This window comes from Kitasatospora setae KM-6054 (assembly GCF_000269985.1).
Classification (GTDB): domain Bacteria; phylum Actinomycetota; class Actinomycetes; order Streptomycetales; family Streptomycetaceae; genus Kitasatospora; species Kitasatospora setae.
Genome location: NC_016109.1, coordinates 5,247,901 through 5,271,413, shown reverse-complemented (window position 1 = coordinate 5,271,413; position 23,513 = coordinate 5,247,901). Strand labels below are relative to the sequence as shown.

Genomic DNA, 23,513 nt, shown 5'->3' with positions numbered 1-23,513 from the left:
GCACGACGACGCGGCCGGCACGACGACGCGAAGGGCAGGACGACGCGAAGGGCCCCGGCTCCCTGTCGCGGGAGCCGGGGCCCTTCGGGGCCGGGTCGGCCTAATACCAGTTGTGGGCCTGCCAGAACGACCAGGCGCCGCAGGGGCTGCCGTAGCGGCTGTTCATGTAGCTGAGGCCCCACTTGATCTGGGTCTCGGGGTTGGTCCGCCAGTCCGCGCCGGCCGAGGCCATCTTGGAGCCGGGCAGCGCCTGGACCAGGCCGTAGGCGCCGGAGGAGGCGTTGGTGGCGGTGTAGTTCCAGCCGCTCTCGCGCTTCACGATCTGGCTGAAGCACTGGAACTGGTTGGCGTCGCCGACGATCTGCAGCGCCATGTCCTGGACCGAGCCGGGGCTGATGGTGGCCAGCACGCTGCGGGCGGCGGCCCGGTTGGCCTCCTCCTTGGCGCGCTTGGCCTCGGCCTCCTTGGCGGCCTTGTCCGCGTCGGCCTTGGCCTGGGCGTCGGCCGCGGCCTTCTGCCGGGCGGCCTCTTCGGCGGCCTTCTTGGCGGCGGCGTCGGCGGAGACCTGCTGGGCGTCGGCCTGCCGGCCGATGCCGTCGCTGACGTTCTGGGCCTGCGCCCCGGTGGGTGCGTCGGCGAGCAGCGTGGCGCTCGCGACGTCGACCGTCTGGACGGCCTTGCCCTCACTACCGGAGGCCGCGCCCACGACGGCGCCGACGGCGGTCACCGCGGTGGCGGAGACGACGGCGACTCCCCGGACCGAGATCCGAGTCACATGGTTTCCTTCCAGCGTCGCCCGTCCTGTGACCGTACGGGCGCGTATCTGCCCCTGGCACTGGCCTCCGTCGAGCTCGGTCACGGGAGGCGCGGGCTCGGCCGTCCGTCCGGGCGGGCCCGGTGGGAGCGGTGTGATCGAGCGGCGTACGGCGCTGCGGTGTTCAGTTGTCCGCCCGCCGACCGGAGTTGCCGGGCGTGCAGGGCCGTACGCGGGGCCTGACAGAACCCTCACCATGCCGCACCCGGGCGTGTCTACGCAATTCCCTGTGCCGTGGCGGATCTCACAAACTTTTCGACCTGCGCGTTTGGTGCACGACCGGTCGAGGCGACGTCAGTTCGACTGACAGCGAAGGGGCCTGACGCTATGCGCCAGACCCCTTTGCCCCGGTGTGTCCCGTTATGCCTACGGCTGGATGTCCTCCAGCATCTCGGTCACCAGTGCGGCGATCGGCGAGCGCTCCGAACGCGTGAGCGTGATGTGGGCGAACAGCGGGTGGCCCTTCAGCTTCTCCACCACGGCGACCACGCCGTCGTACCGGCCGACCCGCAGGTTGTCGCGCTGGGCGACGTCGTGGGTGAGGACCACGCGGGAGTTCTGGCCGATCCGGGAGAGCACCGTGAGCAGCACGTTGCGCTCCAGCGACTGGGCCTCGTCCACGATCACGAAGGCGTCGTGCAGCGAGCGGCCGCGGATGTGGGTGAGCGGCAGGACCTCCAGCATGCCGCGGGAGATGACCTCCTCGATCACGTCCGGCGTGGTGACGGCGGAGAGGGTGTCGAAGACCGCCTGCGCCCAGGGGCCCATCTTCTCGGCCTCGCTGCCGGGCAGGTAGCCGAGCTCCTGGCCGCCGACCGCGTACAGCGGGCGGAACACCATCACCTTGCGGTGCTGGCGGCGCTCCAGGACGGCCTCCAGGCCGGCGCACAGGGCGAGCGCGGACTTGCCGGTGCCGGCCCGGCCGCCCATCGAGATGATCCCGATCTCCGGGTCGAGCAGCAGGTCGAGGGCGATCCGCTGCTCGGCGCTGCGGCCGCGCAGGCCGAACGCCTCGCGGTCGCCGCGGACCAGCCGGACCCGGCCGTCGGGGGCCACCCGGCCCAGCGCGCGGCCGCGCTCGGAGTGCAGCACCAGGCCGGTGTGGACGGGGAGCTGGTCGGCGCCCTCGACCTGCAGCGCGTGGTCCTGCCCGGCGAACAGCTCGTCGACCTGGTCGGCGGGGACGTGCAGTTCGGTCATGCCCGTCCAGCCGGAGGTGACCGCCAGCTCGGCCCGGTACTCCTCGGCCAGCAGACCGACCGAGCTCGCCTTGATCCGCAGCGGCAGGTCCTTGGAGACGACGGTGACGTCGTAGCCCTCGGCCTGCAGGTTGCGGGCCACCGCGAGGATCCGGGTGTCCGCCTCGCCGCCGCCGACCCGGTAGCCGGCCGGGAGGATCGAGGTGTCGGAGTGGTTCAGCTCGACCCTGATCGTGCCGCCGAGCTCGCCGACCGGGATCGGCTCGTCCAGCCGCCCGTGCCGCACCCGGTAGTCGTCCAGCAGCCGCAGCGCCTGCCGGGCGAAGTAGCCCAGCTCCGGGTGGTGCCGTTTGGCTTCCAGCTCCGTCACCACGACGACCGGGAGGACGACCTCGTGCTCCTCGAAGCGCGTCATGGCGAGAGGGTCGGCCAGGAGCACGCTGGTGTCGAGGACGTACGTGCGCCGGTCAGGTGTCCGGCGGCTCTTGGAACTGACCACTAGCCCTCCAGAGCGGGTGACCCGACGTCACCCGCGGCCCACCGGTCCCCCGCGGCCCCGCTGGCCGGGCGGACGGTCTGAGGGGTGTATTCCCAGGCGAGCGGCCCCGCATTCGCGCCGGAGCGAACAGCGGGGGCACCGGGGTTGAACGTTTTCCCCCCCCGCCCCGGGGGTAGGGGTGACCGACCGGGGGTCAGCGCCCCATCCGCCGGTTGCGGAGCTGGTAGTCGCGCAGCGCCCGGAGGAAGTCGACCCGCCGGAAGGCCGGCCAGTACGCCTCGCAGAAGTAGAACTCGCTGTGCGCGGACTGCCAGAGCAGGAAGCCGGACAGCCGCTGCTCGCCGGAGGTGCGGATCACCAGGTCGGGGTCGGGCTGGCCCTTGGTGTAGAGGTGCTCGGCGATGTGCTCGACGTCCAGGATCTCGGCCAGCTCCTCGATCGAGGTGCCGCGGCCGGCGTGCTCCTGGAGCAGCGAGCGGACGGCGTCGGCGATCTCCTGCCGGCCGCCGTAGCCGATCGCGACGTTGACGGTCAGCCCGTCGACGTGCTCGGTCTCCTGGGCGGCGGTCTTCAGCACCCCGGCGGTCTTCGCGGGCAGCAGGTCGAGCGCGCCGACCGGGTGGACCTTCCAGCGGCCGCTGTCGGCCAGGCCGCGGACGGTGTCCTCGATGATGCCGAGCAGCGGGACGAGCTCGTCGGCGGGGCGGGCCAGGTTGTCGGTGGAGAGCATCCACAGGGTGACCACCTGGACGTCGGTCTCCGCGCACCAGCCCAGGAACTCGCTGATCTTGTCGGCGCCGCGCTGGTGGCCGTACGCGGTGGTGCCGCCGGTGGCCTTGGCCCAGCGCCGGTTGCCGTCCAGGATCACGCCGATGTGGTGCGGGGTGTTGGCCAGGTGCACCTCGACCCGGCGGCCGTAGAGGCGGTAGGCCCGGTCCAGCAGGGTGCGCAGCCCCGGCGTCCGTTCCACCACATCGCGCAGACCCATCGTGAACGGCCCCTCCGTGCTGATTGCTCCGGGTGCGAAATCCCTGCGGCAGCCTACTCCGCCCGGGTTTACCGGCGGCAAAACCGCAGGTACCGGTCTTGTCACAGTGCGCGCACGGGACAAGCTACGGAACGGTATCCGAATCCTTAAACGCCCCCTAAACCGGAATCCGGGTCTTGACGCTTGCCTTTGGTCTAGTCCAGCGTGTGGTCAGCACCACAGCGGACCCTCCCCCACAGCGGAGCCGCCGCGACCCCCACCGCGGCGGCTCTACCCCCGACGTTTCCCAGCGTGCCTCCCACACCCCACACCCCCACTCCTGCACTGGAGCCCGTCATGGCCCGTACCCTGCAGCAGCCGTCCCACCGGCGCCGCAACAAGATGCCCGCGGTCCTCGCCACCGCCACCGCGATCGCCCTGGCCGGCACCGGCCTGGCGCTGACCGCGGGCGGCGCGAGCGCCGCCGTCGGCAACCTGGTCAACAACGGCGGCTTCGACTCCGGCCTGTCCGGCTGGAACTGCGTGGGCACCACCAGCACGGTCTCCACCCCGGTCCACTCCGGCACCGGCGCCCTCGCCGCCACCCCCGGCGCGGGCGACACCGCCGAGTGCACCCAGACCGTCTCGGTGCTCCCCAACACCGCCTACACGCTGAACGGCTGGGTCCAGGGCCAGTACGTCTACCTGGGCGCCCGCGGCACCGGCGGCACCGACCCGTCCACCTGGTCGGCGCAGAGCGCCTGGAACCAGCTGAACACCAGCTTCACCACCGGCGCCAACACCACCAGCGTCACCCTGTACGTCCACGGCTGGTACGGCCAGCCCACGTACTACGCGGACGACATCCAGCTGATCGGCCCGGGCGGCACCGCCACCCCGACCCCGTCGGCCTCCGCCACCTCGGCCTCGCCGTCGGCCTCCGCCTCGCCGACCAAGAGCGCCTCGCCCTCCGCGTCGGCCTCGCCGACCCAGAGCGCCTCCCCGTCGGCCTCCGCCTCGGCGTCCTCCTCGCCGTCGCCGTCCGCCTCGGCCACCACCAGCACCCCGCCGAACACCGGCCTGCCGAAGCACGTCCTGACCGGCTACTGGCAGAACTTCGACAACGGCTCGACCGTGCAGAAGCTGTCGGACGTGCAGTCCGCGTACGACATCATCGCGGTCTCCTTCGCCGACGCGACCACCACCCAGGGCGGCATCTCCTTCACCCTGGACCCGGCGCTGGCCACCAAGCTCGGCGGCTACACCGACGCCCAGTTCAAGGCCGACATCGCCGCCAAGCGCGCGGCCGGCAAGAAGGTCGTCCTCTCCATCGGCGGCCAGAACGGCGCGATCTCGGTCGGCAACGCCACCGCGGCGACCAACTTCGCCAACTCGGCGTACAGCCTGATCCAGCAGTACGGCTTCGACGGCATCGACGTCGACCTGGAGAACGGCGTCGACGCGAACTACATGTCGCAGGCGCTGCACACCCTGCAGGCCAAGGTCGGCTCCGGCTTCATCCTGACCATGGCGCCCGAGACCATCGGCATGTACTCCACCGCCGGCGCGTACTTCCAGCTCGCGCTGAACACCAAGGACATCCTGACCGTCGTCAACACCCAGTTCTACAACTCGGGCGGCATGAACGGCTGCGACGGCAAGGTGTACACCCAGGGCACCATCGACTTCATCACCGCGCAGGTCTGCACCCACATCCAGGGCGGTCTGCGCCCGGACCAGGTCGGCATCGGCGTCCCGGCCTCCACCAAGGCGGCGGGCGGCGGCTACGTCAACTCCACCGTGGTGAACAACGCGCTGGACTGCCTGGCCACCGGCAACCACTGCGGCACCTTCGTCCCGCCGGCCAAGTGGCCGACCATCCGCGGCGCGATGACCTGGTCGACCAACTGGGACGCCAACAACGGCAACGACTTCTCCAACAACGTCGGCGCCTTCGCGCACAACATGCAGTAACCCGGAACCAGTGCGCCGCTCCTTGAGGGTGGGGTGGGCGCACGTACCAGGGGCCCGTCCTACCGCTGGGGTAGGACGGGCCCCGTCCGTTCCTCCCCCGGCCGGTGGTGGGCGGCCGGTCAGCGGTGGGCCGCTGCCAGCAGGGCCAGCAGGGTGCCGAGCAGCATCGCCGGGCCGAAGGCGAGTTCGGTGCGGCGGCCGGCCCGGCGGAGGGCGAGCAGGGCCACCGCCCAGAGCGCGGCCAGTACCCACATGTAGAAGAGGCCCCCGTACACCGCGCGCCAGCCGCCGAGTGCCAGTGCGGCGCCCAGGCTGGGGGCGAGTTTGGCGTCGCCGAGGCCCATCGGGGCGAAGAACGCGAACAGCAGGAAGAGCAGGCCGAGGGCGGCGGCGGCCAGTGCGCAGCGCAGCCAGACCTCGGGGTCGGGGTCGGCGAGCGGGACGAGGGCGGCGGTGCCGAGGAACAGCGGCAGGGTCAGCGCGTCCGGGAGCCGTTTGACGGCGGCGTCCACGAAGGCCAGCACGGTGCCGAGCAGCGCCAGCCAGATCAGCAGGGGCAGCCAGCGTCCGGGGGCCCAGGCGCCCAGTGCGGCGCCGGTCGCGGCGGTGGCGGCCTCGACGGCGAGCGGCGGCGGGCCGACCCGTTCGCCGTGCCGGACGCAGCGGCCGAGCGGGGTGGGCAGGCAGCGGCCCGGGGGTGCGCCGGGCGGTACGGCGTGGCGGGCCACCGCCGCCCGCAGCGGCACGCCCGCGAGCAGTCCGAGTACGGCTCCGAGTACTGCCCCGAACATCCGGCCCTCCCCTGGACGGTCCTCCGCCGGCGGCGCTCCGCCGGCGGACCGCCGCGACCCTACCCGTCCGGGGTGGTTCGCCCGTCCGTGTCCAGGTGGCGAACAGCACTCGGTGATCGGTGCGGGGCGGCCCTAGAGTAGGCGGGTATGCAGGTCATCCAGTCCAGCAAGCTCGCCAATGTCTGCTACGACATCCGCGGTCCGGTGCTCGACGAGGCGATGCGGCTGGAGGAGCAGGGCCACCGCATCCTGAAGCTGAACACCGGCAATCCCGCCGCGTTCGGCTTCGAGGCGCCGCCCGAGATCCTCCAGGACATTCTCCGCAACCTCAACTCCGCGCACGGCTACGGTGATTCGAAGGGCCTGCTGTCGGCCCGGCGGGCCGTGGTGATGCACTACGAGGAGCGCGGCCTGCACGGCCTGAGCGTCGAGGACGTGTACCTCGGCAACGGCGTCTCCGAGCTGATCCAGCTCGCGATGACCGCGCTGCTCGACGACGGCGACGAGGTGCTCGTCCCGGCGCCCGACTACCCGCTGTGGACGGCCTCGGTCTCGCTGGCCGGCGGCACCGCGGTGCACTACCGCTGCGACGAGCAGGCCGAGTGGTACCCGGACCTGGCCGACATCGCCGCGAAGGTCACCGACCGGACCAGGGCGATCGTGGTGATCAACCCGAACAACCCGACCGGCGCGGTCTACCCGCGCGAGCTGCTGGAGGGGATCGCCGAACTGGCCCGCCGGCACCGGCTGGTGGTCTACGCGGACGAGATCTACGACAAGATCCTGTACGACGGCGTGGAGCACACCCCGCTGGCCACCCTGGCGCCGGACCTGTTCTGCGTGACCTTCAACGGGATGTCCAAGTCGTACCGGGTGGCGGGTTTCCGCTCCGGCTGGATGGTGCTCTCCGGCGACCGGCACCGGGCCCGCTCCTACATCGAGGGCCTGAACGTGCTCGCCTCGATGCGGCTGTGCGCCAACATGCCCGCCCAGCACGCGGTGGCCGCGGCGCTCGGCGGCCGGCAGTCGATCCGCGAGCTGATCCTGCCCGGCGGCCGGCTGCTGGCCTCCCGGGACGCCGCGTACAAGCTGCTGAACGAGATCCCCGGCGTCTCCTGCGTGAAGCCGAAGGGCGCGCTGTACGCGTTCCCGCGGCTCGACCCGCAGGTCTACAAGATCAAGGACGACGCGCAGATGGTCCTCGACCTGCTGCGCTCGCAGCGGATCCTGATCGTCCAGGGCACCGGCTTCAACTGGCCGGACCCGGACCACTTCCGGCTGGTCACGCTGCCCCGCCCGGAGGAGGTCACGGACGCGGTCACCCGGATCGGCGACTTCCTGTCCGGCTACGCGCAGCCCTGACGCGGGTTCGCCCCGCGTCCCTCCCGGGAGGGACGCGGGGCGAACCGTTTCGCCGTTCGCGCGGGTCAGTCGCCGAGGCGCTTCACCAGCGCCCGGTACTCCTCCCACAGCTCGCCCGGCGTGTGGTCGCCGAACAGCTCCAGGTGGGCCGGGACCAGCGCGGCCTCCTGCTTCCAGATCTCCTTGTCGACCGTGAACAGCAGCTCGCGGTCGGCGTCGGAGATCTCCAGCCCGTCCAGGTCGAAGCCGTCCAGCTCGGGCAGCACGCCGATCGGCGTCTCGACGCCGGCCGCGGTGCCCTCCAGGCGCTCGACGATCCACTTCAGGACGCGGCTGTTCTCGCCGTAGCCGGGCCAGACGAACTGGCCGTCGGCGTTCTTCCGGAACCAGTTGACGTAGTAGATCTTCGGCAGCTTGGCGGCGTCCGCCTGGGCGCCGACCTTCAGCCAGTGCGCGAAGTAGTCGCCCATGTTGTAGCCGCAGAACGGCAGCATGGCGAACGGGTCGCGGCGCAGCTCGCCGACGGTGCCCTCGGCGGCGGCGGTCTTCTCGGAGGCGATGTTGGCGCCGAGGAAGACGCCGTGCTGCCAGTCGAAGGACTCGGTGACCAGCGGGACGGCGGTGGCCCGGCGGCCGCCGAACAGGATCGCCGAGATCGGGACGCCGGCCTGGTCCTCCCACTCGGGGGCGATGGTCGGGCACTGCGCGGCGGGGACGGCGAACCGCGCGTTCGGGTGGGCGGCGGGGGTGCCGGAGGCGGGCGTCCAGTCGTTGCCGCGCCAGTCGGTGAGGTGCGCGGGGGCCTCCTCGGTGAGGCCCTCCCACCACACGTCGCCGTCGTCGGTGAGGGCGACGTTGGTGAAGACGGTGTTGCCCCAGAGGGTCTTGATGGCGTTGGCGTTGGTGTCCTCGCCGGTGCCGGGGGCGACGCCGAAGAACCCGGCCTCGGGGTTGATCGCGTAGAGCCGGCCGTCGGCGCCGAAGCGCATCCAGGCGATGTCGTCGCCGATCGTCTCGACCTTCCAGCCCGGGACGGTCGGCTGGAGCATCGCCAGGTTGGTCTTGCCGCAGGCGGACGGGAACGCGGCGGCGACGTACTTCACCTCGCCCGACGGCGGGGTCAGCTTGAGGATCAGCATGTGCTCGGCCAGCCAGCCCTCGTCGCGGGCCATGGTGGAGGCGATCCGCAGCGCGTAGCACTTCTTGCCGAGCAGGGCGTTGCCGCCGTAGCCGGAGCCGAAGGACCAGATCTCCCGGGTCTCCGGGAAGTGCGAGATGTACTTGGTGCTGTTGCACGGCCAGGCGACGTCCGCCTCGCCCTCGGCCAGCGGGGCGCCGACGGTGTGCACGGCCTTGACGAAGTCGCCGTCCTCGCCGAGCTGGTCGAGCACGGCCTGGCCCATCCGGGTCATCACGCGCATCGAGACCGCGACGTACGCGGAGTCGGTGATCTCGACGCCGTACGCGGCCAGCGGGGAGCCGACCGGGCCCATCGAGAACGGCACCACGTACATGGTGCGGCCGCGCATCGCGCCGCGGAACAGGCCGGCCTCGCCGGAGAAGAGCTCCCGCATCTCGGCGGGGGCCTTCCAGTGGTTGGTCGGGCCCGCGTCCTGCTCGCGCTCGGAGCAGATGAAGGTGCGGTCCTCGACCCGGGCGACGTCGGACGGGTCGGACGCCGCGTAGTAGGAGTTGGGTCGCTTGGTCTCGTCGAGCTTGGTGAAGGTGCCCTGGGCGACGAGCTGCTCGGCGAGGCGGTGGTACTCCTCCTCGGAGCCGTCGCACCAGACGACGCGGTCCGGCTGGGTGAGGTCGGCAATCTCGTTCACCCAGTCCACCAGGCGCTGGTGACGGGTGGGCGCGGACTCGGCGAGCGCAGAGATCTGAGGCGGCACGATCGCTCCGTTTCACACCATCTCGGCCAGGAGACGGCTTCGCGGGGGTTGAGGGTGCTTACACGGTAGACCCGGGCCCACCCCCCTTCTCTGTCAGAATGGCGTCATTGACGAGATTTTTACTACGCGGTGTCTGATTGAAGGGCCTTGCGGCGCTCCTCCGAGGCTCCGGGGAGACCTTGATCACGCGGTCGATTTTGTCCATCACGTATAAAAGTGAGAGTGGCCACTTCACTACGCGCCAGTAACCTACGGTTCCGTAAGATGCTGCCCATGACCGCGGAAGCGCTGGAGCTCGTGAAGCCCAAGTGGCGCGGCTGGCTGCATGCCGGGATGTTCCCGGCCGCCCTGGCCGCCGGAATCGTGTTGATCTGCCTGGCCGACTCGACGGCGGCGCGAGTCGCCTGCGTCGTCTACTCGGTGAGCGCCTGGATGCTGTTCGGGGTGAGCGCGGTCTACCACCGGTTCACCTGGGGCCCGCGCGGCGAGGCGGTGCTGCGCCGGCTCGACCACGCCAACATCTTCCTGATCATCGCCGGGACGTACACCCCGTTCACCATCCTGCTGCTGGACGGCGCGCGGCAGCAGGTGCTGCTGTGGCTGGTGTGGGGCGGCGCGCTGGCCGGGATCGCGTTCCGGGTGTTCTGGGTCGGCGCGCCGCGCTGGCTGTACACCCCGTGCTACCTGGCCCTGGGCTGGGCGGCGGTGTTCTTCCTGCCGGACTTCCTGCACAAGGGCGGCCCGGCCGTCCTGACCCTGATCGTCGTCGGCGGCGTGCTCTACACGGTCGGCGGGGTGATCTACGGCCTCAAGCGCCCGAACCCGTCACCGCGCTGGTTCGGCTTCCACGAGGTGTTCCACGCCTTCACCCTGGGCGCGTTCATCGTGCAGTACGTGGGGGTCTCGCTGGCGGCGTACACCGTCGCCGCCTGAACCCCCAGCTCCCCCCGTCAGTACCTGACCGGCTGGACGGCCCTGCCCTCCAGCCGCTCCCGGGCCCGCCGGCAGCGCTCGCAGTGCGCCGCGTCGGGCCCTTCGCCTGCCGTCCGCTGGTGGGTCCGGCCCCGGAACCGGTAGCCGACCCAGGCCATCACCGCCAGCACCTCGACCGCGGAGACGCCCCAGACCAGGCGGGCTCCGCCCAGCAGGTACCCGGCTATGACGGCCACCGCGGCCAGCACACCGACCACGCCGCTCCAGAACCGCGCCGCACCGTACTCCATTGGCAAACCTCCCGCCGGCCGACAGGTCTTCTGACAGGTCGTCAGAGAACTCCCCACCTACAGTGACATGTTCAGCACGCTCCGAGGGCGAACAGGGGATCAACAACGCGTCAATTCCAGAGGTGGGAATCCCGGAGGTCGCTCTTCGCTTGACGGTCGCCATCTTTTGAGAGTTACTGTCATTTGACTGAGACTCTCCGATGGAGGTTCCGCCATGTCCGCGTCCCCACCGGCCACCCCGTCCCCACCGGCCACGCCGTCCACGCCGTCCGCCCCGCACCCCCGGCGCTGGATCGCGCTGGTCGCGGTCGCGCTGAGCACGCTGGTGATCGGCTTCGACACCACCGTGCTGAACACCGCCCTGCCCGACCTGGCCCGGCAGTTGGAGGCGAGCACCGGGCAGCAGCAGTGGATCGTCGACGCCTACACGGTGGTGTTCGCCGCCGCCCTGCTGCCCGCCGGACTGCTCGGCGACCGGTTCGGCCGCCGCCGCACCCTGGTGCTCGGGCTCGGCCTGTTCGGCGCGGCCTCGCTGCTCGGCACCCTGGCCGGCGGGCCCGCCCAACTGATCGCCGCCCGGGCCGCGATGGGGCTGGCCGCCGCGTTCGTGATGCCGATGTCGATGGCGGTGGTCCCCGCCGTCTTCCCGCCCGCCGAACAGCGCCGCGCCACCGCCCTGCTGACCACCATGACCGCGGTCGGCGTGCCGCTCGGCCCGATCGTCGGCGGGCTGCTGCTGCGGCACTTCCGGTGGAACGCGGTCTTCCTGGTGAACGTGCCGCTGGTGCTGCTCGCCGCGGCCGCCTGCCTGCTGCTGCTCCCGGAGTCCGCCGACCCGGCCGCGCCCCGGCTCGACCCGCTCGCCGCCGCCCTCGCCGCGCTCGGCCTGTCCGCGCTGACCTGGGGCGTCATCGAGGGCGGCGACCTCGGCTGGGCGGACGCCCGGGTGCTCGCCGCGCTGGCCGGCTCGGTCCTCGCACTGGCCTGGCTGGTCCGGCGCAGCCGCCGCCACCCGCACCCGATGCTCGACCTGCGGCTGCTCGCCCAACCGGTGTTCCGCTGGTGCGCCGTCGCCGTCACCCTGGTCTCGGTGGTGCTGCTCGGCGGCTTCTTCGTGCTGCCCGCCTACTTCCAGAGCGTGCTGGGCACCGACGCGCTCGGCAGCGGACTGCGCCTGATGCCGATGATGGGCGGCCTGCTGATCGCCTCCCGGGCCGGCGAACGGCTGGTGCGCCGTTCCTCGCCGCGCGCGGTGATCGCCGCCGGCCTGGCCCTGACCGGGGCGGCCCTGCTGCTGGGCAGCCGCACCTCGGCCGGCGACGGCTACGGGTGGACGGCGCTGTGGCTGGTGCCGTTCGGCACCGGACTCGGCCTGGTGCTGATCACCGCGACCGCCTCCGCGCTGCTGCTGCTGCCCGCCGCCAAGGCCGGGGTCGGCTCCGGGCTGCTGCAGACCCTGCGGCAGGTCGGCGGCGCGGTCGGCGTCGCCGCCTTCGGCGCCCTGCTGGCCGCCGGCTACCGCGCCGAGCTGGACGTCTCCGGCCTCGCCGACCCGGCCGCGCGGCCGGCCCGCGGCTCGGTGACCGCCGCCGACGCGGTCGCCGCCCGGCTCGGCGACCCGGCGCTGGCCGCGTCCGCGCACGCCGCCTACCTGCACGGCATGACGCTGGTGCTGCTGGTCGCCGGGATCGTCGCGGTGCTCTCCGCCGCCTTGGTCGCGGCCCGGATGCCCGGCACCGACCCGGCGCCCGCCGACCCCGCCGACCCCGCCGGCCCGGTGCCCGCGCCGGTGCCGGCCGGCTCCGGCGGGCCGGTGCGGCCGGTGGCCCGGGCGGCGGGTGATCCCGGAGAATCGTCGGCATGACCACCCCGCGCAGCCCCCGGCCCCGCCCGTCCGACCCGGCCCCCTCCTCGCTGGAGGAGCTGGTCGAGGCCCCGCTGTCGCTGCGCGAGCGCAAGAAGCTGAAGACCCGCCAGTCGCTGCGCCGGGAGGCGATGCGGCTGTTCGCCGAGCAGGGCTGGGAGGCCACCACCGTCGACCAGATCGCGGCCGCGGCGGAGGTCTCCCCGTCCACCTTCTTCCGGTACTTCCCGACCAAGGAGGACCTGCTGCTCACCGACGAGTACGACCCGCTGATGGCCGAGGCGATCCGGGCCCGGCCGGCGGACGAGCCGTTCCTGGTCTCGGCCCGGACGGTGCTGGTCGGGCTGGTGCGCCGGATCGCCGCGGTGGAGCGCGACGAGCTGTACCGGCGGATGCGGCTGGCGACGTCCGTGCCGTCCGTCCGGGCCCGGATGCTGGAGGGCTCCGGGCAGCCGCGCGGCCTGCTGCTCGACCTGCTCACCGAACGGGCCGGCCTGGCCGCCCCGACCCTCGAACTGCGGATCACCGCCGCCGCGGTCTCCGCCGCCCTCACCGAGACCTCGCTGCACTGGGCCGACGGCGGCGCCCGCGAGGACCTCGCCGACCTGCTCGACCGCTCGCTGCTGCACCTGCAGGAACTCGGCTCCCGCTGACGGGAGTCCGCCGCCGACCGGGGTCCGCCGCCGGGCTCAGTCGGCGAGCAGCACCAGCTTGCCGGTGACCCGGCCGCCGTCGCCCACCGCGTGCGCCCGCGCGGCGTCGGCCAGCGCGAACGTCCCGGCGATCTCGGCCCGCAGCAGCCCGCGCTCGGCGAGGTCGGCGACGCCCCGCATGCCCTCCTGGTCGGCCTCGACCAGCAGCATCGCCGTCCGCACGCCGAGCCGCTCCGCCGCCTCGGCCAGGCCCTCGGCCGGGACCGGCCGGATCGACACCAGCAGGCCGCCCCGGCGCAGGGTGCGCAGCGAGCGCAGCTGGTAGTCGCCGCCGATGGTGTCCAGCACGACGTCGACGTCGCGGACCGCCTCGGCGAAGTCCACCGCCTGGTAGTCGACCGGCTCGTCCACCCCGATGCCGCGCAGGAACGCGTGCTTGCCCGCGCTGGCGGTGCCGATCACGTACGCGCCGCGGGCCTTGGCGATCTGCACCGCGAGGTGGCCGACCCCGCCGGCGGCGGCGTGCACCAGCACCCGGTCACCAGGCCGGACCCGCGCGGTGTCGACCAGCGCCTGCCAGGCCGTCAGCGCGGCCAGCGGCAGCGCGCCCGCCTGCACCACGTCCACCGCGTCGGGGCGGCGGACGAACGCCCGGGCCGGGCCGACCGCGTACTCGGCGTGCGAGCCGACGCCGTGCGGGTAGGGCAGCATGCCGAACACCTCGTCGCCGGGCGCGAACAGGGTGACGCCGATGCCGACCGCCTCGACCGTGCCGGCCACGTCCCAGCCGAGCACGAACGGGGGGTCGGGCAGGAAGATCTTCGCGGCGCGGTGCCGCCAGTCGGTCGGGTTCAGCCCCGCCGCGCGCACCCGCACCAGCAGCTGGCTCGGGCCCGGCACCGGCCGGGGCAGCTCCACCACCCGCAGCACCTCGGGGCCGCCGAGGGCGTCCTGGCCGACCGCGCGCATGGTGGCCGTGGCCTGGCCGGTCGTCTCGCGGGTCGGCTGGTAGGTCGGCTGGTGGGTCGTCGCGCGGGTCGGCTGGTGGATCGTCTCGTCGCTCATGCCCCCAGCCTGGCGGCCGCCGGGCACCGGCCGGGAGTGGCAAGATGGACACCGTCCGATGGGATCCTGCCAGGAGGTGCCCCCGTGGCCACCAGCCCGACGTCCGCCCCGCACCGGGTCGCCGTGCTCGCCCTGGACGGCGTGTACCCGTTCGAACTCGGCATCCCCCGGCGGGTTTTCGGCTCCACCGACGGCCTGTACGAGCTGGCCACCTGCACCGTCGACGGCCGGCCGGTCCGCACCGACGCCGACTTCGCGCTCACCCCCGACCACGGGCCCGAGGTCCTGGCCGACGCCGACACGGTGGTGATCCCGCCGTTCGGGCCGATCCCCGACACCGCCGAACCCGACCCGGCGGCCAGCGCCGCGCTCGCCCTGGTCCGGCCCGGCACCCGGCTGGTCTCGATCTGCACCGGCGCCTTCGTGCTCGCCGCGGCCGGCCTCCTCGACGACCGCCCCGCCACCACCCACTGGGCGCTCGCCGACCGCTTCCGCACGCTCTTCCCGCGCGTCCGGCTCGACCCCGACGTGCTGTTCGTCGACGACGGCGACATCCTCACCTCGGCCGGCGCCGCCGCCGGCGTCGACCTCTTCCTCCACCTGCTGCGCGCCGACCACGGCGCCGACGCCGCCAACCGGGCCGCCCGGATCTGCGTCGTCCCGCCCTGGCGCGACGGCGGCCAGGCCCAGTACATCGAACGCCCCGTCCCCGCCCCCGGCACCACCGGCACCGCCCCCACCCGCGCCTGGGCCCTCGCCCGGCTGCACCTCCCGCACACCCTCGCCGCACTCGCCGCCCACGCCGCGATGAGCCCCCGCACCTTCGCCCGCCGCTTCCACGAGGAGACCGGCCAGAGCCCCGGCCGCTGGCTCACCCAGCAGCGCGTCGCCCTGGCCCGGCAGCTCCTCGAAGCGACCGACCTCAGCATCGACCAGATCGCCACCCGCGTCGGCTTCGCCAACCCCGTCTCGCTCCGCCAGCACCTGCACACCGCGATCGGGGTCTCCCCGCTCGCCTACCGCCGCACCTTCGCGGGCAAGCGGTAGGCCGGGGCCGGGCTCGGGCACACGTCCGCCGTTCTCCGGGGCGGGGTCCCGGGGAACGGCGGACGGCACGGCGCGGGTCAGTGCGGGTCAGTGCGGCGCGGTGCGGGTCAGTACGGCGCGGTGCGCCCGATCAGTACGCGATGCGCCCCTTGCGCCGCCGCAGGCCGATCGCGGTGCCGGCCAGCGCGGTGAGCCCGAGCGCGGCGCCGGCGACCAGCGGGGCGCCGACCGGGCCGTCCGAGCCGGCGGGGGCCGTCGTCTCCGGGAGGGCGAAGCCGCCCGCCTTGCCGGAGGCGTCGTACCCGGAGCCGGGCAGCTTGTCGCCGTAGCGCTGCCGGACGAGCTGCTGGTAGGAGGCGACGGTGGTGCCGTGCGCGCCGACCGAGCGGCGGGCGTCCTCGTCGAGCGGGAGGACGCGGTCGCCCTTGAGTTCGTACCAGGCGTCGAGCTGGGGTTCGCGGAAGGCGGTGCCGCCGTCGGCGGCGGCCGCGGCCGCGTAGTCGGTCTCGTCGCTGCCGGAGGCGATGTTGACGACCCGCCAGCCGCCGTTCTGCTTGGCGCTCCAGACCGAGGCGCGCTGTCCGTCGGCGGCGACGGCGGCCGTCGCGGTGAAGCCGGCTTCGGCGACCTTCGCTCCGGGCCGGCCCGCCACGAAGTCCGCGCTGAGGGTGTAGACGGGCACGGTGTCGCCGGTGAGCCGGGGTACGGCGGCGGCCGCGGCCTTGGCCTCGTCGGCGGCGCTGATGCCGAGCTGCTGGGTGGGCGGCACGCCCTTGCGGGCGAAGAAGTGGCCCAACTGGTCGAGTACGGCGCTCTGTTGGGTGGCGCTGCGGGCGGCGGCGAGGTCGCCGGCGGCGGGCGCGGCCGGGCCGTCGGCGGCGTGCGCGGCCGGGGCGAGGAGGAGGGCGGGGGCGAGGGCGAGCGCGGCGGCGGCGAGGGCGGTCGCGGCGCGGAGGTGACGGCTGTTCATGGCGGGGCTCCTCACGCGCCGATCCGGTACAGGGAGTGGGTCCAGGAGAACGACCCGTTGCTCACGTAGTAGTTGTAGTCGCCCCAGTTGTAGCGGTAGTTGGACGGCCAGGGGTCGCCCCAGTACAGCCAGTTGTTGCTGAGGTCGTAGCCGTAGAGGACGTTCATGTGGCCGCCGCCGGAGCTCCACTGGATCCGGGTCTCGACCGGCCGGCCGGCGTCGATCTCGCCCTGCACGGTGGTGTAGCGCAGGTAGCCGCTGACGTACGAGCCGCTGCTGATGCCGATCCGGTACAGCGCGTTCTGCACCTCGGCGAGGCTGGCCTGGCTGTTGGGGCAGCTGGAGTTGACCGAGCGGCCGAACGCGAGGTTGCAGAACTGGTTCTGGCTGTAGCTGTAGCCGTAGTAGGTGGCGATGGTGTTGCCGCTCGCCGCCCAGCACCAGTTGCTCTGCTGCTGGGCCTGCATGGTGATGTTCAGGGTCCGCGCGGTGCCGGCCAGCGCCGGGGCCAGCGCCGGGGCCTGCGCCGCGGCGGGGGCGGCCGCGGCGGCCTCGTGCCGGGCGGCGGTGTCGGGGGCCGCCTGGGCGGGGGTGGTGGCGGCCACGCTCAGCGCCGGGGCGAGGACGCCCAGGGCGAGTGCGGCGACCGTCCGGCGGAGCCGGATCGGGAGGTGTGGCATGGGGGTGGTCCTCCTGGCAGGGGCGAGGAGTGGATGTGGGGGGCGGCGTCCGGACGGCGCTGGACGAGCATCCGGCCGGGCCGGTGCGCAGGTCAACGGCCTTCTCCGGCAAGGGAGTCGGGGTGTGAACGGGCCCGGCCCGGGTGTGAACGCGACGGCCCTGGGCAGCACGGATATCGTCCGGGCCGATGACAGGGCGGCCCAGAGGTGTGAATATTCACGGTCAAACCGCGGTCGATCGAGGAGGTGGCCGTTGCAGCAGCCGTCCGCACCGCCCGAGCTGGCCCTCGCCCTGCGCACCGGGCCGTTCCACCTCGCCCTGCGGGCGGCGATCGCCGCCCGCGGCCTCGCCCTGCACCGGCTGCGCGAGCGGCTGGCGCAGCGCGGCGTCCGGGTCGGGGTGACCAGCCTGAGCTACTGGCAGCAGGGGCTGCGGCGGCCGGAGCGGGCCGAGTCGCTGCGCGCCGTCGCGGTGCTGGAGGAGGTGCTGGAGCTGCCCGAGCACTCGCTGACCCGGCTGCTCGGCCCGCGCCGCAGCGCCCCCGGGCCGGCCCCGGCCGGGCCGGCGGTGCGCCCGTACCGGGACCTGATCAGCCCGGCCGAGGCGGTCGACGGGCTGCTCGCGGTGCTGTCCGGGCCGCCCGACACCGGGCTGCACACCATCACCCACATCGAGCGGATCCGGGTCGGCCCGGACCGGCGGCTGCTGCGCCGCGACTCCCAGCACGTGCTGCGCGCGCACCGCGACGGCATCGACCGCTACCTGGCCCTCTACCAGGGCGATCCGGGCGGCGACATCGAACGGGTCCGGGTCCGGGCCGAGGAGAACTGCCGGCCGGGCCGGATCCGCCGCGACCCGGCCGCGAACCTGCTGGTCGCCGAACTGCTGCTGGACCGCCGGCTGCGCACCGGCGACACCCACCTGCTCGGCTACGGCTTCGACGAGGCGCCGTCGGCCGGACCCAGCCACGAGTACGTCCGGGGCTTCAACGCGGGCGCCGGGCAGTACGTCCTGCAGGTGACCTTCGACCCGACCGCGCTGCCCGTCCGCTGCGACCGCTTCACCCAGCGCACCCCGGGCCAGTCCCCGCTGGAGATCGAGGAGTTGACCCTGGACGGCCACCACTGCGCGCACCTGGTGGCCGCCGACCTGCCGCCCTGCCTGCTCGGCCTGCGCTGGGACTGGGAGTGAACCCCCCTTCCCTTGACCCTAGTTGGTGATCCGGCCGCCCGCGACGTCGACGGTCAGGCCGGTCAGCCAGCCCGCGCCGTCGGAGGCCAGGAACAGCGCGGCGTCCGCGACGTCCGCCGGGGTGCCGAGCCGGCCCAGCGGGTGGGTCGCGGCGACCTTGGCCCGCACCTCGGCGGGCATCCGGGCCGTCACCCGCTCGGTCAGGATCGCGGACGGGGCCAGGCAGTTGACCCGGATGCCGTGCGGCCCGAGCTCGGTGGCCAGCTGCCTGGTCAGCATCACCACGCCCGCGTTGGCCACCCCGTACGCCAGGTTGGCGCCGCTGGGCTGCCGACCGGCCGCCGAGGACATGGTCAGGACGGTGCCCGCGCCGCGCTCCAGCAGGCCGGGCAGGAAGGCCCGGACGGTGAGGAACACCGAGGTCAGGTCGGAGTCCAGCACCTCGCGCCAGCGCTGCTCGGTGAGCTCGGCGCTCGGCACCGGGAAGCCCTGGCCGCCGGCGAACGCGGCCAGCACGTCCACCGGCCCGAACCGCTCGGCGACGGCCGCCCGGACCCCGTCCAGCGCGGCGGCGTCGGTCACGTCGGCCGGGGCGGCCAGCGCGGTGCCGCCCGCGGCGGTGATCTCCGCGACCACGCCGGCCAGCGCCGCCTCGTCCCGCCCGACCACGCAGACCGACGCGCCCTGCGCGGCGAACGCCCTGGCGGTGTGCGCGCCGATCCCGCGCGAACCGCCGGTGATCACGGCCGTGCGGCCGGCCAGCTCCGGGTAGCTCCCGGTCATGACGATCAACTCCCCTGGTTGTCACTACGGTTGGAGTGCCGACGGGTGAGCGGCAGCAGCGCGGCGGCGAACAGCAGCCACACCAGCCCGCCGAACCGGACCACCGGCAGCAGGTACATGAAGCCGTCCGCCACCAGGGCGAGCAGCGAGAGCATCCCGGCGGCGGCCACCACCAGGCCCGACCAGGTCACCGCGCGCGGCAGCAGCCCGGCCAGCAGCGCGGAGACCGACACCCCGGCGGCCAGCAGTCCGAACCCGGCCGCGAACGCGGGGCCGCCGGCCAGGAACGACACGTCCGCCAGCGCCCGGCCGAGCGCGGGCGGCGCGTCCGCCGGCAGCCGGCCGGACGCCCACGCGCCGGCCGCCGACAGCACCAGCGCGACCGCCGCCAGCACCCCGCCGACCAGCGTGATCGCCGAGCCCGGCGCGGTGATCCCGAGCGCCCGCAGCCGCCGGTAGAGCACCGCCGCGCACAGCGCCAGCGGCACCGCGGCGGCCAGCAGCAGCAACCCGCCCAGCCGGGCGGCGCCGCCGTGCTCCTGCGCGTACCTGACCACCTCGGCGCCGGTGGCGTCCGGGTGCGGCGTCGCCCGGTTGACCGCCGTGTACGCGACCGTCAGCGCGGCGACGGCGACCGCGGGCGCGAGCAGCGGCGGCCCGCTCTGCGGGCGCCGGGCGCCGGGCGCGGCGGCTCGGGGCGGAGTGCTGGCACTCATGGTTCCTCCGTGGGTCCTGCCGAATCGATGTACTCACGATAATGATTACACTGTGGAACGATTGTCAAACGGCTACGATGTCCCCATGAGTACGGATCGCGAGCAGCCCTGGCACGGCGAAGACACCCCCGGCGACGCCCACGACCCCGGCACCCCCGGCGGCGATCCCGGCACCCCCGGCGGCGGTCGGCCCGGTGGCGGCGCCGCCTTCCTGCTCGCCCAGCTCGGCGCGTACGCCGCCGAGCGCTTCGCCCAGCGGATCGCCGAACTCGACCTCACCCCCGCCCAGGCCGGCCTGCTCCGCCTGCTCGTCCAGCAGCCGGGCCGCAGCCAGCGCGAACTCGCCGACGCCCTGGGCATGCCGCCCAGCCGCTTCGTCCCCTTCGCCGACGGACTGGAGCAGCGCGGCCTGATCGAACGCCGCCGCAACACCGAGGACCGCCGCCTCTACGCCCTGCACCTCACCGACCGGGGCCTGGCCCTGCTCGGCCGCCTCCGCGACACCGCCCTCACCCACGAACGGGACCTCACCCAGGCCCTCACCCCCGAGGAGCACGCCCGGCTCACCGCCCTGCTCACCCGGGTCGCCGCCCAGCAGGGCCTCACCCCGGGCATCCACCCGGGCTACCGGCGGGCATGAGAAAGGGCCCCGCCGCGCGGAACGACGCGACGGGACCCTGACCCGCGGTGGCCGGTACGGCCGGGCGGCGCCCCTCCCCTACCGGAAGGCCACGTGCGCCGAGTCCCCCACCGGGACGTACCCGATCCGCTGGTAGATCGCGTTGCTGGTGGGGTTGGCCAGGTCGGTGTAGAGCAGCACCTCCGCCGCGCCGCCGGCCCGCGCGTGGGCGGAGGCCGCGGCCGTCAGCGCGCTGGCGTAGCCGCGGCCGCGCCGCTCCCGGGGCGTGTAGACCGGCCCGATCCGGGACATCCCGGCGACGGCCGGGCTCGCGCCGGCCATCGAGACGACCCGTCCGTCCGCGTCCTCCCAGAGCAGCAGGGTGCCGGCGGCGATCCGCTGGTCGGCTTCGAGCAGCGGGTCGTCGGGGCCGCGCACCCCGGCCTCGACGCAGAAGGCGGCGAGCCAGCGGCCGAGCAGTTCCCGGTCGGCCGCCGAGGCCAGCCTGGACCGCCCGGCGGGCGGCGCCGGCGGGGGCGTCAACTCGCCGAGCCGGTACAGCCGTTCGTCCGACTCGATGAACCACCCGCGGCCGGTCTGCCGCTCCCAGGCGGCCGCGAAGGCCAGCGCGACCTCCCGCCCGCCGCCGACGTCCCCGAGCTCCCCGGGCTGACCGGGCTGACCGGGCTGACCGGGCGCGGGCCCAGGCCCGGGCTCGGTGGCGAGCAGCCGGGCCAGCTCTCCGGCCGCGTCGGTGGTCATCCGCCCGAGGCGCTGCCCGTACGGCGGGGTGCGCAGGGTGGCGCCGGTGACGGTGCCGTCCGGCTCGCGCCACCAGCCGTAGCGCGGCGGGGTGTCGCCGTAGACGAGCGGGCCGTCCCGTTCGACGCGGTCGACGATGGTGAGCAGCACGGTGTTCTCGGCGGGGTCGGCCGCGAGGAACTCGCCCGCCGCGGCGCGGAATTCGTCCAGCGAGGTGGTGAGGGTCCAGACCATGCCCCATCGTCCCCCACCGCCCCCGCCCGCCACCAGCGGTTATCCCTCGGCCGCCGCGTCCTTCCCGCCGCGCAGCCGGTCGGCCAGGTCGGCGGCGTCCGCGGTCGGGCGCTCGCAGGCGAAGTGCCGGCAGACGTAGGCGGCGGGACGGCCGTCCAGCAGCGGGCGGTCGGCGAGCAGCGGCACCTCGGTGTCGCCGGGCTCGCCGACGGCGACCACCGCGCCGGGCGCGGTGGCCCGCAGCGCGGCCAGGTGCAGCGCGGCGCGGGCGGGGTCGTCGGGGGCGCCGACGACGGCGACCTCGCGGGGGCCGTCGAGCAGCGCCTCGGCGACGGCCAGGCCCCAGCCGGTGAACCGGGGGGCGCGGGTGCCGAGGGTCGAGACGATGCCGAGCGCCCGTTCGGCGGCGGTGCGGTGGCGGTCCGAGCCGGTGTAGGCGGCGTACGTGAGCAGGGCGCCGGCGGCGGCGGTCCAGCCGGACGGGGTGGCGTTGTCGGTGGGGTCCTGCGGGCGGCGGATCAGCTGCTCGGCGTCGTCCGCGGTGTCGTACAGCGCGCCGGACGCCTCGTCGGTGAAGTGCCGCAGCACCAGGTCGAGCAGTTCGCCGGCCAGTTGCAGCCAGGAGCTCTCCCCGGTGACGGCGTACAGCGCGAGGAAGCCCTCGGCGGTGTCCGCGTAGTCCTCCAGCACGCCCGCGTTGGCGCCGGCCCGGCCGTCCCGCGAGGTGCGCAGCAGCCGCCCGTCCGGGGTGAGGTGGACGGCGATCAGCAGGTCGGCGGCCCGCTCGGCGGCCTCGACCAGCTCGGGGCGCTCCAGCAGCGCGCCGGCCTCGGCGAGCGCGGCGATCGCCAGGCCGTTCCAGGCCGCCACCACCTTGTCGTCCCGGGCGGGGGCGGGCCGGTGCGAGCGCGCCTCGAACAGCTTCGCCCGGACGCTCTCGTACCGGTCCCGGTCCTCCGGGTCGGCGAGCAGTTGCAGCACCGAACTGCCGTGCTCGAACGTGCCGTTGGCGGTGACGCCGAACAGCTCGGCCGCGTAGCCGGCGTCCGCCGCCCCGAGCACCCGCTCCAACTGCTCGGGCGTCCACGCGTAGTAGGCGCCCTCGGCGGTCCTCCCGGTCGCCTCGTCCAGCGAGTCGGCGTCCAGCGCGGAGGCGAACCCGCCCTCGGGGGTGCGCAGTTCGCGCAGCAGGAAGTCGGCGGTGCTCAGCGCGACGCGGCGGGCCCGCTCCTCCCCGGTGGCCCGCCACAGGTGCAGGTAGACCCGCAGCAGCAGCGCGTTGTCGTAACACATTTTCTCGAAGTGCGGCACCGTCCAGGTCGCGTCCACCGCGTACCGGGCGAAGCCGCCGCCGAGCTGGTCGTGGATCCCGCCGCGCGCCATCGCCTCGCAGGTCCGCCCGGCCATCCGCAGCGCCGCCGCCGACCCGGTCCGCGCGTGGTGCCGCAGCAGGAACTCCAGCACCATCGACGGCGGGAACTTCGGCGCCCCGCCGAACCCGCCCCGCCGCTCGTCGTACGACTTCGCCAACTCCGCGACAGCCGCGCCCAGTTCACCCTCCCCCGGCACCCCGGCGACCCCGCTCCCCACCGCGTACACCGAGGCCCGCTCCGCCAGGTCCCGACTGATCCGCCCCGCCACCTCCCCGACCTCGGCCCGCCGCCCCGTCCACGCCTTGTCCACCCCCTCCAGCACCTGCCGGAACGAGGGCATCCCGTGCCTCGGCTCCGGCGGGAAGTACGTCCCGAAGTAGAACGGCTCCTTCTCCGGCGTCAGGAACACCGTCATCGGCCACCCGCCCTGCCCCGTCGCCGCCTGCACGGCCTCCATGTACACCGCGTCGACGTCCGGCCGCTCCTCCCGGTCGACCTTCACCGCCACGAACCGCTCGTTCAGGAACCCCGCCGTCCCCTCGTCCTCGAACGACTCGTGCGCCATCACGTGGCACCAGTGACACGCCGCGTACCCCACGGACAGCAGCACCGGCACCCCCCGCCGCTCCGCCTCCGCGAACGCCTCCGGTGACCACTCCCACCAGTCGACGGGGTTGTCGGCGTGCTGAAGCAGGTACGGCGAGGTCGCGTCCGCGAGACGGTTCGGCATGCCCCCCATCCTCGCGCACGAGAGTGACGAAACCTGCCCGCGGCACAACCAGACCGTCCTGTCCCTGGTCCGCTCTTGCCCACGCGGCGAAGTCCCCGGTC

At 74.0% G+C, this 23,513-nt stretch carries 21 protein-coding genes; 8 read left to right on the top strand and 13 right to left on the bottom strand.

The annotated features are described in order from the left end of the window. Positions 1-100: 100 nt before the first annotated feature. From KSE_RS23530 to KSE_RS23520, 3 genes are all read right to left on the bottom strand, one after another. On the bottom strand, positions 101-775 hold the full coding sequence (locus KSE_RS23530) for an aggregation-promoting factor C-terminal-like domain-containing protein (protein ID WP_014137848.1): 675 nt from the start codon (positions 773-775) through the stop codon (positions 101-103). Positions 776-1,180: 405 nt separating this feature from the next. Further along, positions 1,181-2,512, bottom strand: coding sequence for a PhoH family protein (locus tag KSE_RS23525; RefSeq protein ID WP_014137847.1), 1,332 nt, complete (start codon positions 2,510-2,512; stop codon positions 1,181-1,183). A gap of 193 nt (positions 2,513-2,705) precedes the next feature. Continuing rightward, positions 2,706-3,500: an isoprenyl transferase gene (locus tag KSE_RS23520; RefSeq protein WP_014137846.1), complete on the bottom strand. Its 795-nt coding sequence runs from the start codon at positions 3,498-3,500 to the stop codon at positions 2,706-2,708. 336 nt (positions 3,501-3,836) lie between these two features. On the opposite strand from KSE_RS23520, the gene KSE_RS23515 reads away from it, so the two are divergent. Beyond that, positions 3,837-5,453 carry a chitinase gene (locus tag KSE_RS23515; RefSeq protein WP_014137845.1) on the top strand — a complete coding sequence of 539 codons (1,617 nt, stop codon included), beginning with the start codon at positions 3,837-3,839 and terminating at the stop codon, positions 5,451-5,453. A 119-nt stretch (positions 5,454-5,572) separates the two neighbouring features. On the opposite strand, the gene KSE_RS23510 is transcribed toward KSE_RS23515, so the two are convergent. Next, complete coding sequence (locus KSE_RS23510; protein WP_014137844.1) at positions 5,573-6,244, bottom strand: prepilin peptidase; 672 nt, start codon at positions 6,242-6,244, stop codon at positions 5,573-5,575. Between the two features lie 147 nt (positions 6,245-6,391). Between KSE_RS23510 and KSE_RS23505 the strand changes: the two genes are divergently transcribed. Further along, positions 6,392-7,606: a pyridoxal phosphate-dependent aminotransferase gene (locus KSE_RS23505; protein ID WP_014137843.1), complete on the top strand. Its 1,215-nt coding sequence runs from the start codon at positions 6,392-6,394 to the stop codon at positions 7,604-7,606. 65 nt (positions 7,607-7,671) lie between these two features. On the opposite strand, the gene KSE_RS23500 is transcribed toward KSE_RS23505, so the two are convergent. Continuing rightward, entirely contained in the window at positions 7,672-9,501 is a 1,830-nt protein-coding gene (locus KSE_RS23500; protein WP_014137842.1) for a phosphoenolpyruvate carboxykinase (GTP), read from the bottom strand. A gap of 264 nt (positions 9,502-9,765) precedes the next feature. On the opposite strand from KSE_RS23500, the gene trhA reads away from it, so the two are divergent. Further along, on the top strand, positions 9,766-10,434 hold the full coding sequence (gene trhA / locus KSE_RS23495) for a PAQR family membrane homeostasis protein TrhA (RefSeq protein ID WP_014137841.1): 669 nt from the start codon (positions 9,766-9,768) through the stop codon (positions 10,432-10,434). Between the two features lie 17 nt (positions 10,435-10,451). On the opposite strand, the gene KSE_RS23490 is transcribed toward trhA, so the two are convergent. After that, positions 10,452-10,724 carry a hypothetical protein gene (locus tag KSE_RS23490; protein ID WP_014137840.1) on the bottom strand — a complete coding sequence of 91 codons (273 nt, stop codon included), beginning with the start codon at positions 10,722-10,724 and terminating at the stop codon, positions 10,452-10,454. A 214-nt stretch (positions 10,725-10,938) separates the two neighbouring features. On the opposite strand from KSE_RS23490, the gene KSE_RS23485 reads away from it, so the two are divergent. Both KSE_RS23485 and KSE_RS23480 read left to right on the top strand, forming a co-directional pair. Next, the gene (locus tag KSE_RS23485; protein WP_014137839.1) at positions 10,939-12,588 is read left to right on the top strand and encodes an MFS transporter; all 1,650 of its coding nucleotides are present in this window, start codon (positions 10,939-10,941) and stop codon (positions 12,586-12,588) included. After that, positions 12,585-13,241: a TetR family transcriptional regulator gene (locus KSE_RS23480; RefSeq protein WP_014137838.1), complete on the top strand. Its 657-nt coding sequence runs from the start codon at positions 12,585-12,587 to the stop codon at positions 13,239-13,241. Before KSE_RS23485 ends, KSE_RS23480 begins: the two co-directional genes overlap by 4 nt. A gap of 36 nt (positions 13,242-13,277) precedes the next feature. Here the strand turns inward: KSE_RS23480 and KSE_RS23475 are convergent, their stop codons facing one another. After that, a complete protein-coding gene (locus KSE_RS23475) occupies positions 13,278-14,306 on the bottom strand; it encodes an NADP-dependent oxidoreductase (RefSeq protein ID WP_014137837.1) in 1,029 nt (342 codons plus the stop codon). An 84-nt stretch (positions 14,307-14,390) separates the two neighbouring features. On the opposite strand from KSE_RS23475, the gene KSE_RS23470 reads away from it, so the two are divergent. Continuing rightward, on the top strand, positions 14,391-15,353 hold the full coding sequence (locus tag KSE_RS23470) for a GlxA family transcriptional regulator (RefSeq protein WP_014137836.1): 963 nt from the start codon (positions 14,391-14,393) through the stop codon (positions 15,351-15,353). A 130-nt stretch (positions 15,354-15,483) separates the two neighbouring features. Here KSE_RS23470 and KSE_RS23465 read toward each other — a convergent pair whose 3' ends face one another. Together KSE_RS23465 and KSE_RS23460 are read right to left on the bottom strand one after the other, a co-directional pair. Further along, positions 15,484-16,323 carry a hypothetical protein gene (locus KSE_RS23465; RefSeq protein WP_014137835.1) on the bottom strand — a complete coding sequence of 280 codons (840 nt, stop codon included), beginning with the start codon at positions 16,321-16,323 and terminating at the stop codon, positions 15,484-15,486. An 11-nt stretch (positions 16,324-16,334) separates the two neighbouring features. Then, complete coding sequence (locus KSE_RS23460; RefSeq protein WP_014137834.1) at positions 16,335-17,003, bottom strand: papain-like cysteine protease family protein; 669 nt, start codon at positions 17,001-17,003, stop codon at positions 16,335-16,337. A 253-nt stretch (positions 17,004-17,256) separates the two neighbouring features. On the opposite strand from KSE_RS23460, the gene KSE_RS23455 reads away from it, so the two are divergent. After that, entirely contained in the window at positions 17,257-18,195 is a 939-nt protein-coding gene (locus KSE_RS23455; RefSeq protein ID WP_014137833.1) for a hypothetical protein, read from the top strand. Between the two features lie 18 nt (positions 18,196-18,213). On the opposite strand, the gene KSE_RS23450 is transcribed toward KSE_RS23455, so the two are convergent. Both KSE_RS23450 and KSE_RS23445 read right to left on the bottom strand, forming a co-directional pair. Continuing rightward, a complete protein-coding gene (locus KSE_RS23450) occupies positions 18,214-18,978 on the bottom strand; it encodes an SDR family NAD(P)-dependent oxidoreductase (protein WP_014137832.1) in 765 nt (254 codons plus the stop codon). Positions 18,979-18,983: 5 nt separating this feature from the next. Beyond that, positions 18,984-19,694 (bottom strand): hypothetical protein, encoded by a 711-nt coding sequence (locus tag KSE_RS23445; RefSeq protein WP_014137831.1) that lies wholly within the window; start codon positions 19,692-19,694, stop codon positions 18,984-18,986. 85 nt (positions 19,695-19,779) lie between these two features. Between KSE_RS23445 and KSE_RS23440 the strand changes: the two genes are divergently transcribed. Continuing rightward, the gene (locus KSE_RS23440; protein WP_014137830.1) at positions 19,780-20,334 is read left to right on the top strand and encodes a MarR family winged helix-turn-helix transcriptional regulator; all 555 of its coding nucleotides are present in this window, start codon (positions 19,780-19,782) and stop codon (positions 20,332-20,334) included. Between the two features lie 78 nt (positions 20,335-20,412). Here KSE_RS23440 and KSE_RS23435 read toward each other — a convergent pair whose 3' ends face one another. After that, positions 20,413-21,309, bottom strand: coding sequence for a GNAT family N-acetyltransferase (locus tag KSE_RS23435; RefSeq protein ID WP_014137829.1), 897 nt, complete (start codon positions 21,307-21,309; stop codon positions 20,413-20,415). A gap of 39 nt (positions 21,310-21,348) precedes the next feature. Beyond that, on the bottom strand, positions 21,349-23,412 hold the full coding sequence (locus KSE_RS23430) for a thioredoxin domain-containing protein (RefSeq protein WP_014137828.1): 2,064 nt from the start codon (positions 23,410-23,412) through the stop codon (positions 21,349-21,351). Positions 23,413-23,513: the final 101 nt, after the last annotated feature.

Bases quoted from the DNA above. Each gene is read 5' to 3' on its own strand.
- KSE_RS23485 (WP_014137839.1), top strand. From the start codon at position 10,939: ATGTCCGCGTCCCCACCGGCCACCCCGTCCCCACCGGCCACGCCGTCC.
- KSE_RS23460 (WP_014137834.1), bottom strand. From the start codon at position 17,003: ATGCCACACCTCCCGATCCGGCTCCGCCGGACGGTCGCCGCACTCGCC.
- KSE_RS23510 (WP_014137844.1), bottom strand. From the start codon at position 6,244: ATGTTCGGGGCAGTACTCGGAGCCGTACTCGGACTGCTCGCGGGCGTG.
- KSE_RS23480 (WP_014137838.1), top strand. From the start codon at position 12,585: ATGACCACCCCGCGCAGCCCCCGGCCCCGCCCGTCCGACCCGGCCCCC.
- KSE_RS23440 (WP_014137830.1), top strand. From the start codon at position 19,780: ATGAGTACGGATCGCGAGCAGCCCTGGCACGGCGAAGACACCCCCGGC.
- KSE_RS23435 (WP_014137829.1), bottom strand. From the start codon at position 21,309: ATGGTCTGGACCCTCACCACCTCGCTGGACGAATTCCGCGCCGCGGCG.
- KSE_RS23475 (WP_014137837.1), bottom strand. From the start codon at position 14,306: ATGAGCGACGAGACGATCCACCAGCCGACCCGCGCGACGACCCACCAG.
- KSE_RS23490 (WP_014137840.1), bottom strand. From the start codon at position 10,724: ATGGAGTACGGTGCGGCGCGGTTCTGGAGCGGCGTGGTCGGTGTGCTG.
- KSE_RS23520 (WP_014137846.1), bottom strand. From the start codon at position 3,500: ATGGGTCTGCGCGATGTGGTGGAACGGACGCCGGGGCTGCGCACCCTG.
- KSE_RS23445 (WP_014137831.1), bottom strand. From the start codon at position 19,694: ATGAGTGCCAGCACTCCGCCCCGAGCCGCCGCGCCCGGCGCCCGGCGC.
- KSE_RS23465 (WP_014137835.1), bottom strand. From the start codon at position 16,323: ATGAACAGCCGTCACCTCCGCGCCGCGACCGCCCTCGCCGCCGCCGCG.
- KSE_RS23515 (WP_014137845.1), top strand. From the start codon at position 3,837: ATGGCCCGTACCCTGCAGCAGCCGTCCCACCGGCGCCGCAACAAGATG.
- KSE_RS23430 (WP_014137828.1), bottom strand. From the start codon at position 23,412: ATGCCGAACCGTCTCGCGGACGCGACCTCGCCGTACCTGCTTCAGCAC.
- KSE_RS23450 (WP_014137832.1), bottom strand. From the start codon at position 18,978: ATGACCGGGAGCTACCCGGAGCTGGCCGGCCGCACGGCCGTGATCACC.
- KSE_RS23505 (WP_014137843.1), top strand. From the start codon at position 6,392: ATGCAGGTCATCCAGTCCAGCAAGCTCGCCAATGTCTGCTACGACATC.
- trhA (WP_014137841.1), top strand. From the start codon at position 9,766: ATGCTGCCCATGACCGCGGAAGCGCTGGAGCTCGTGAAGCCCAAGTGG.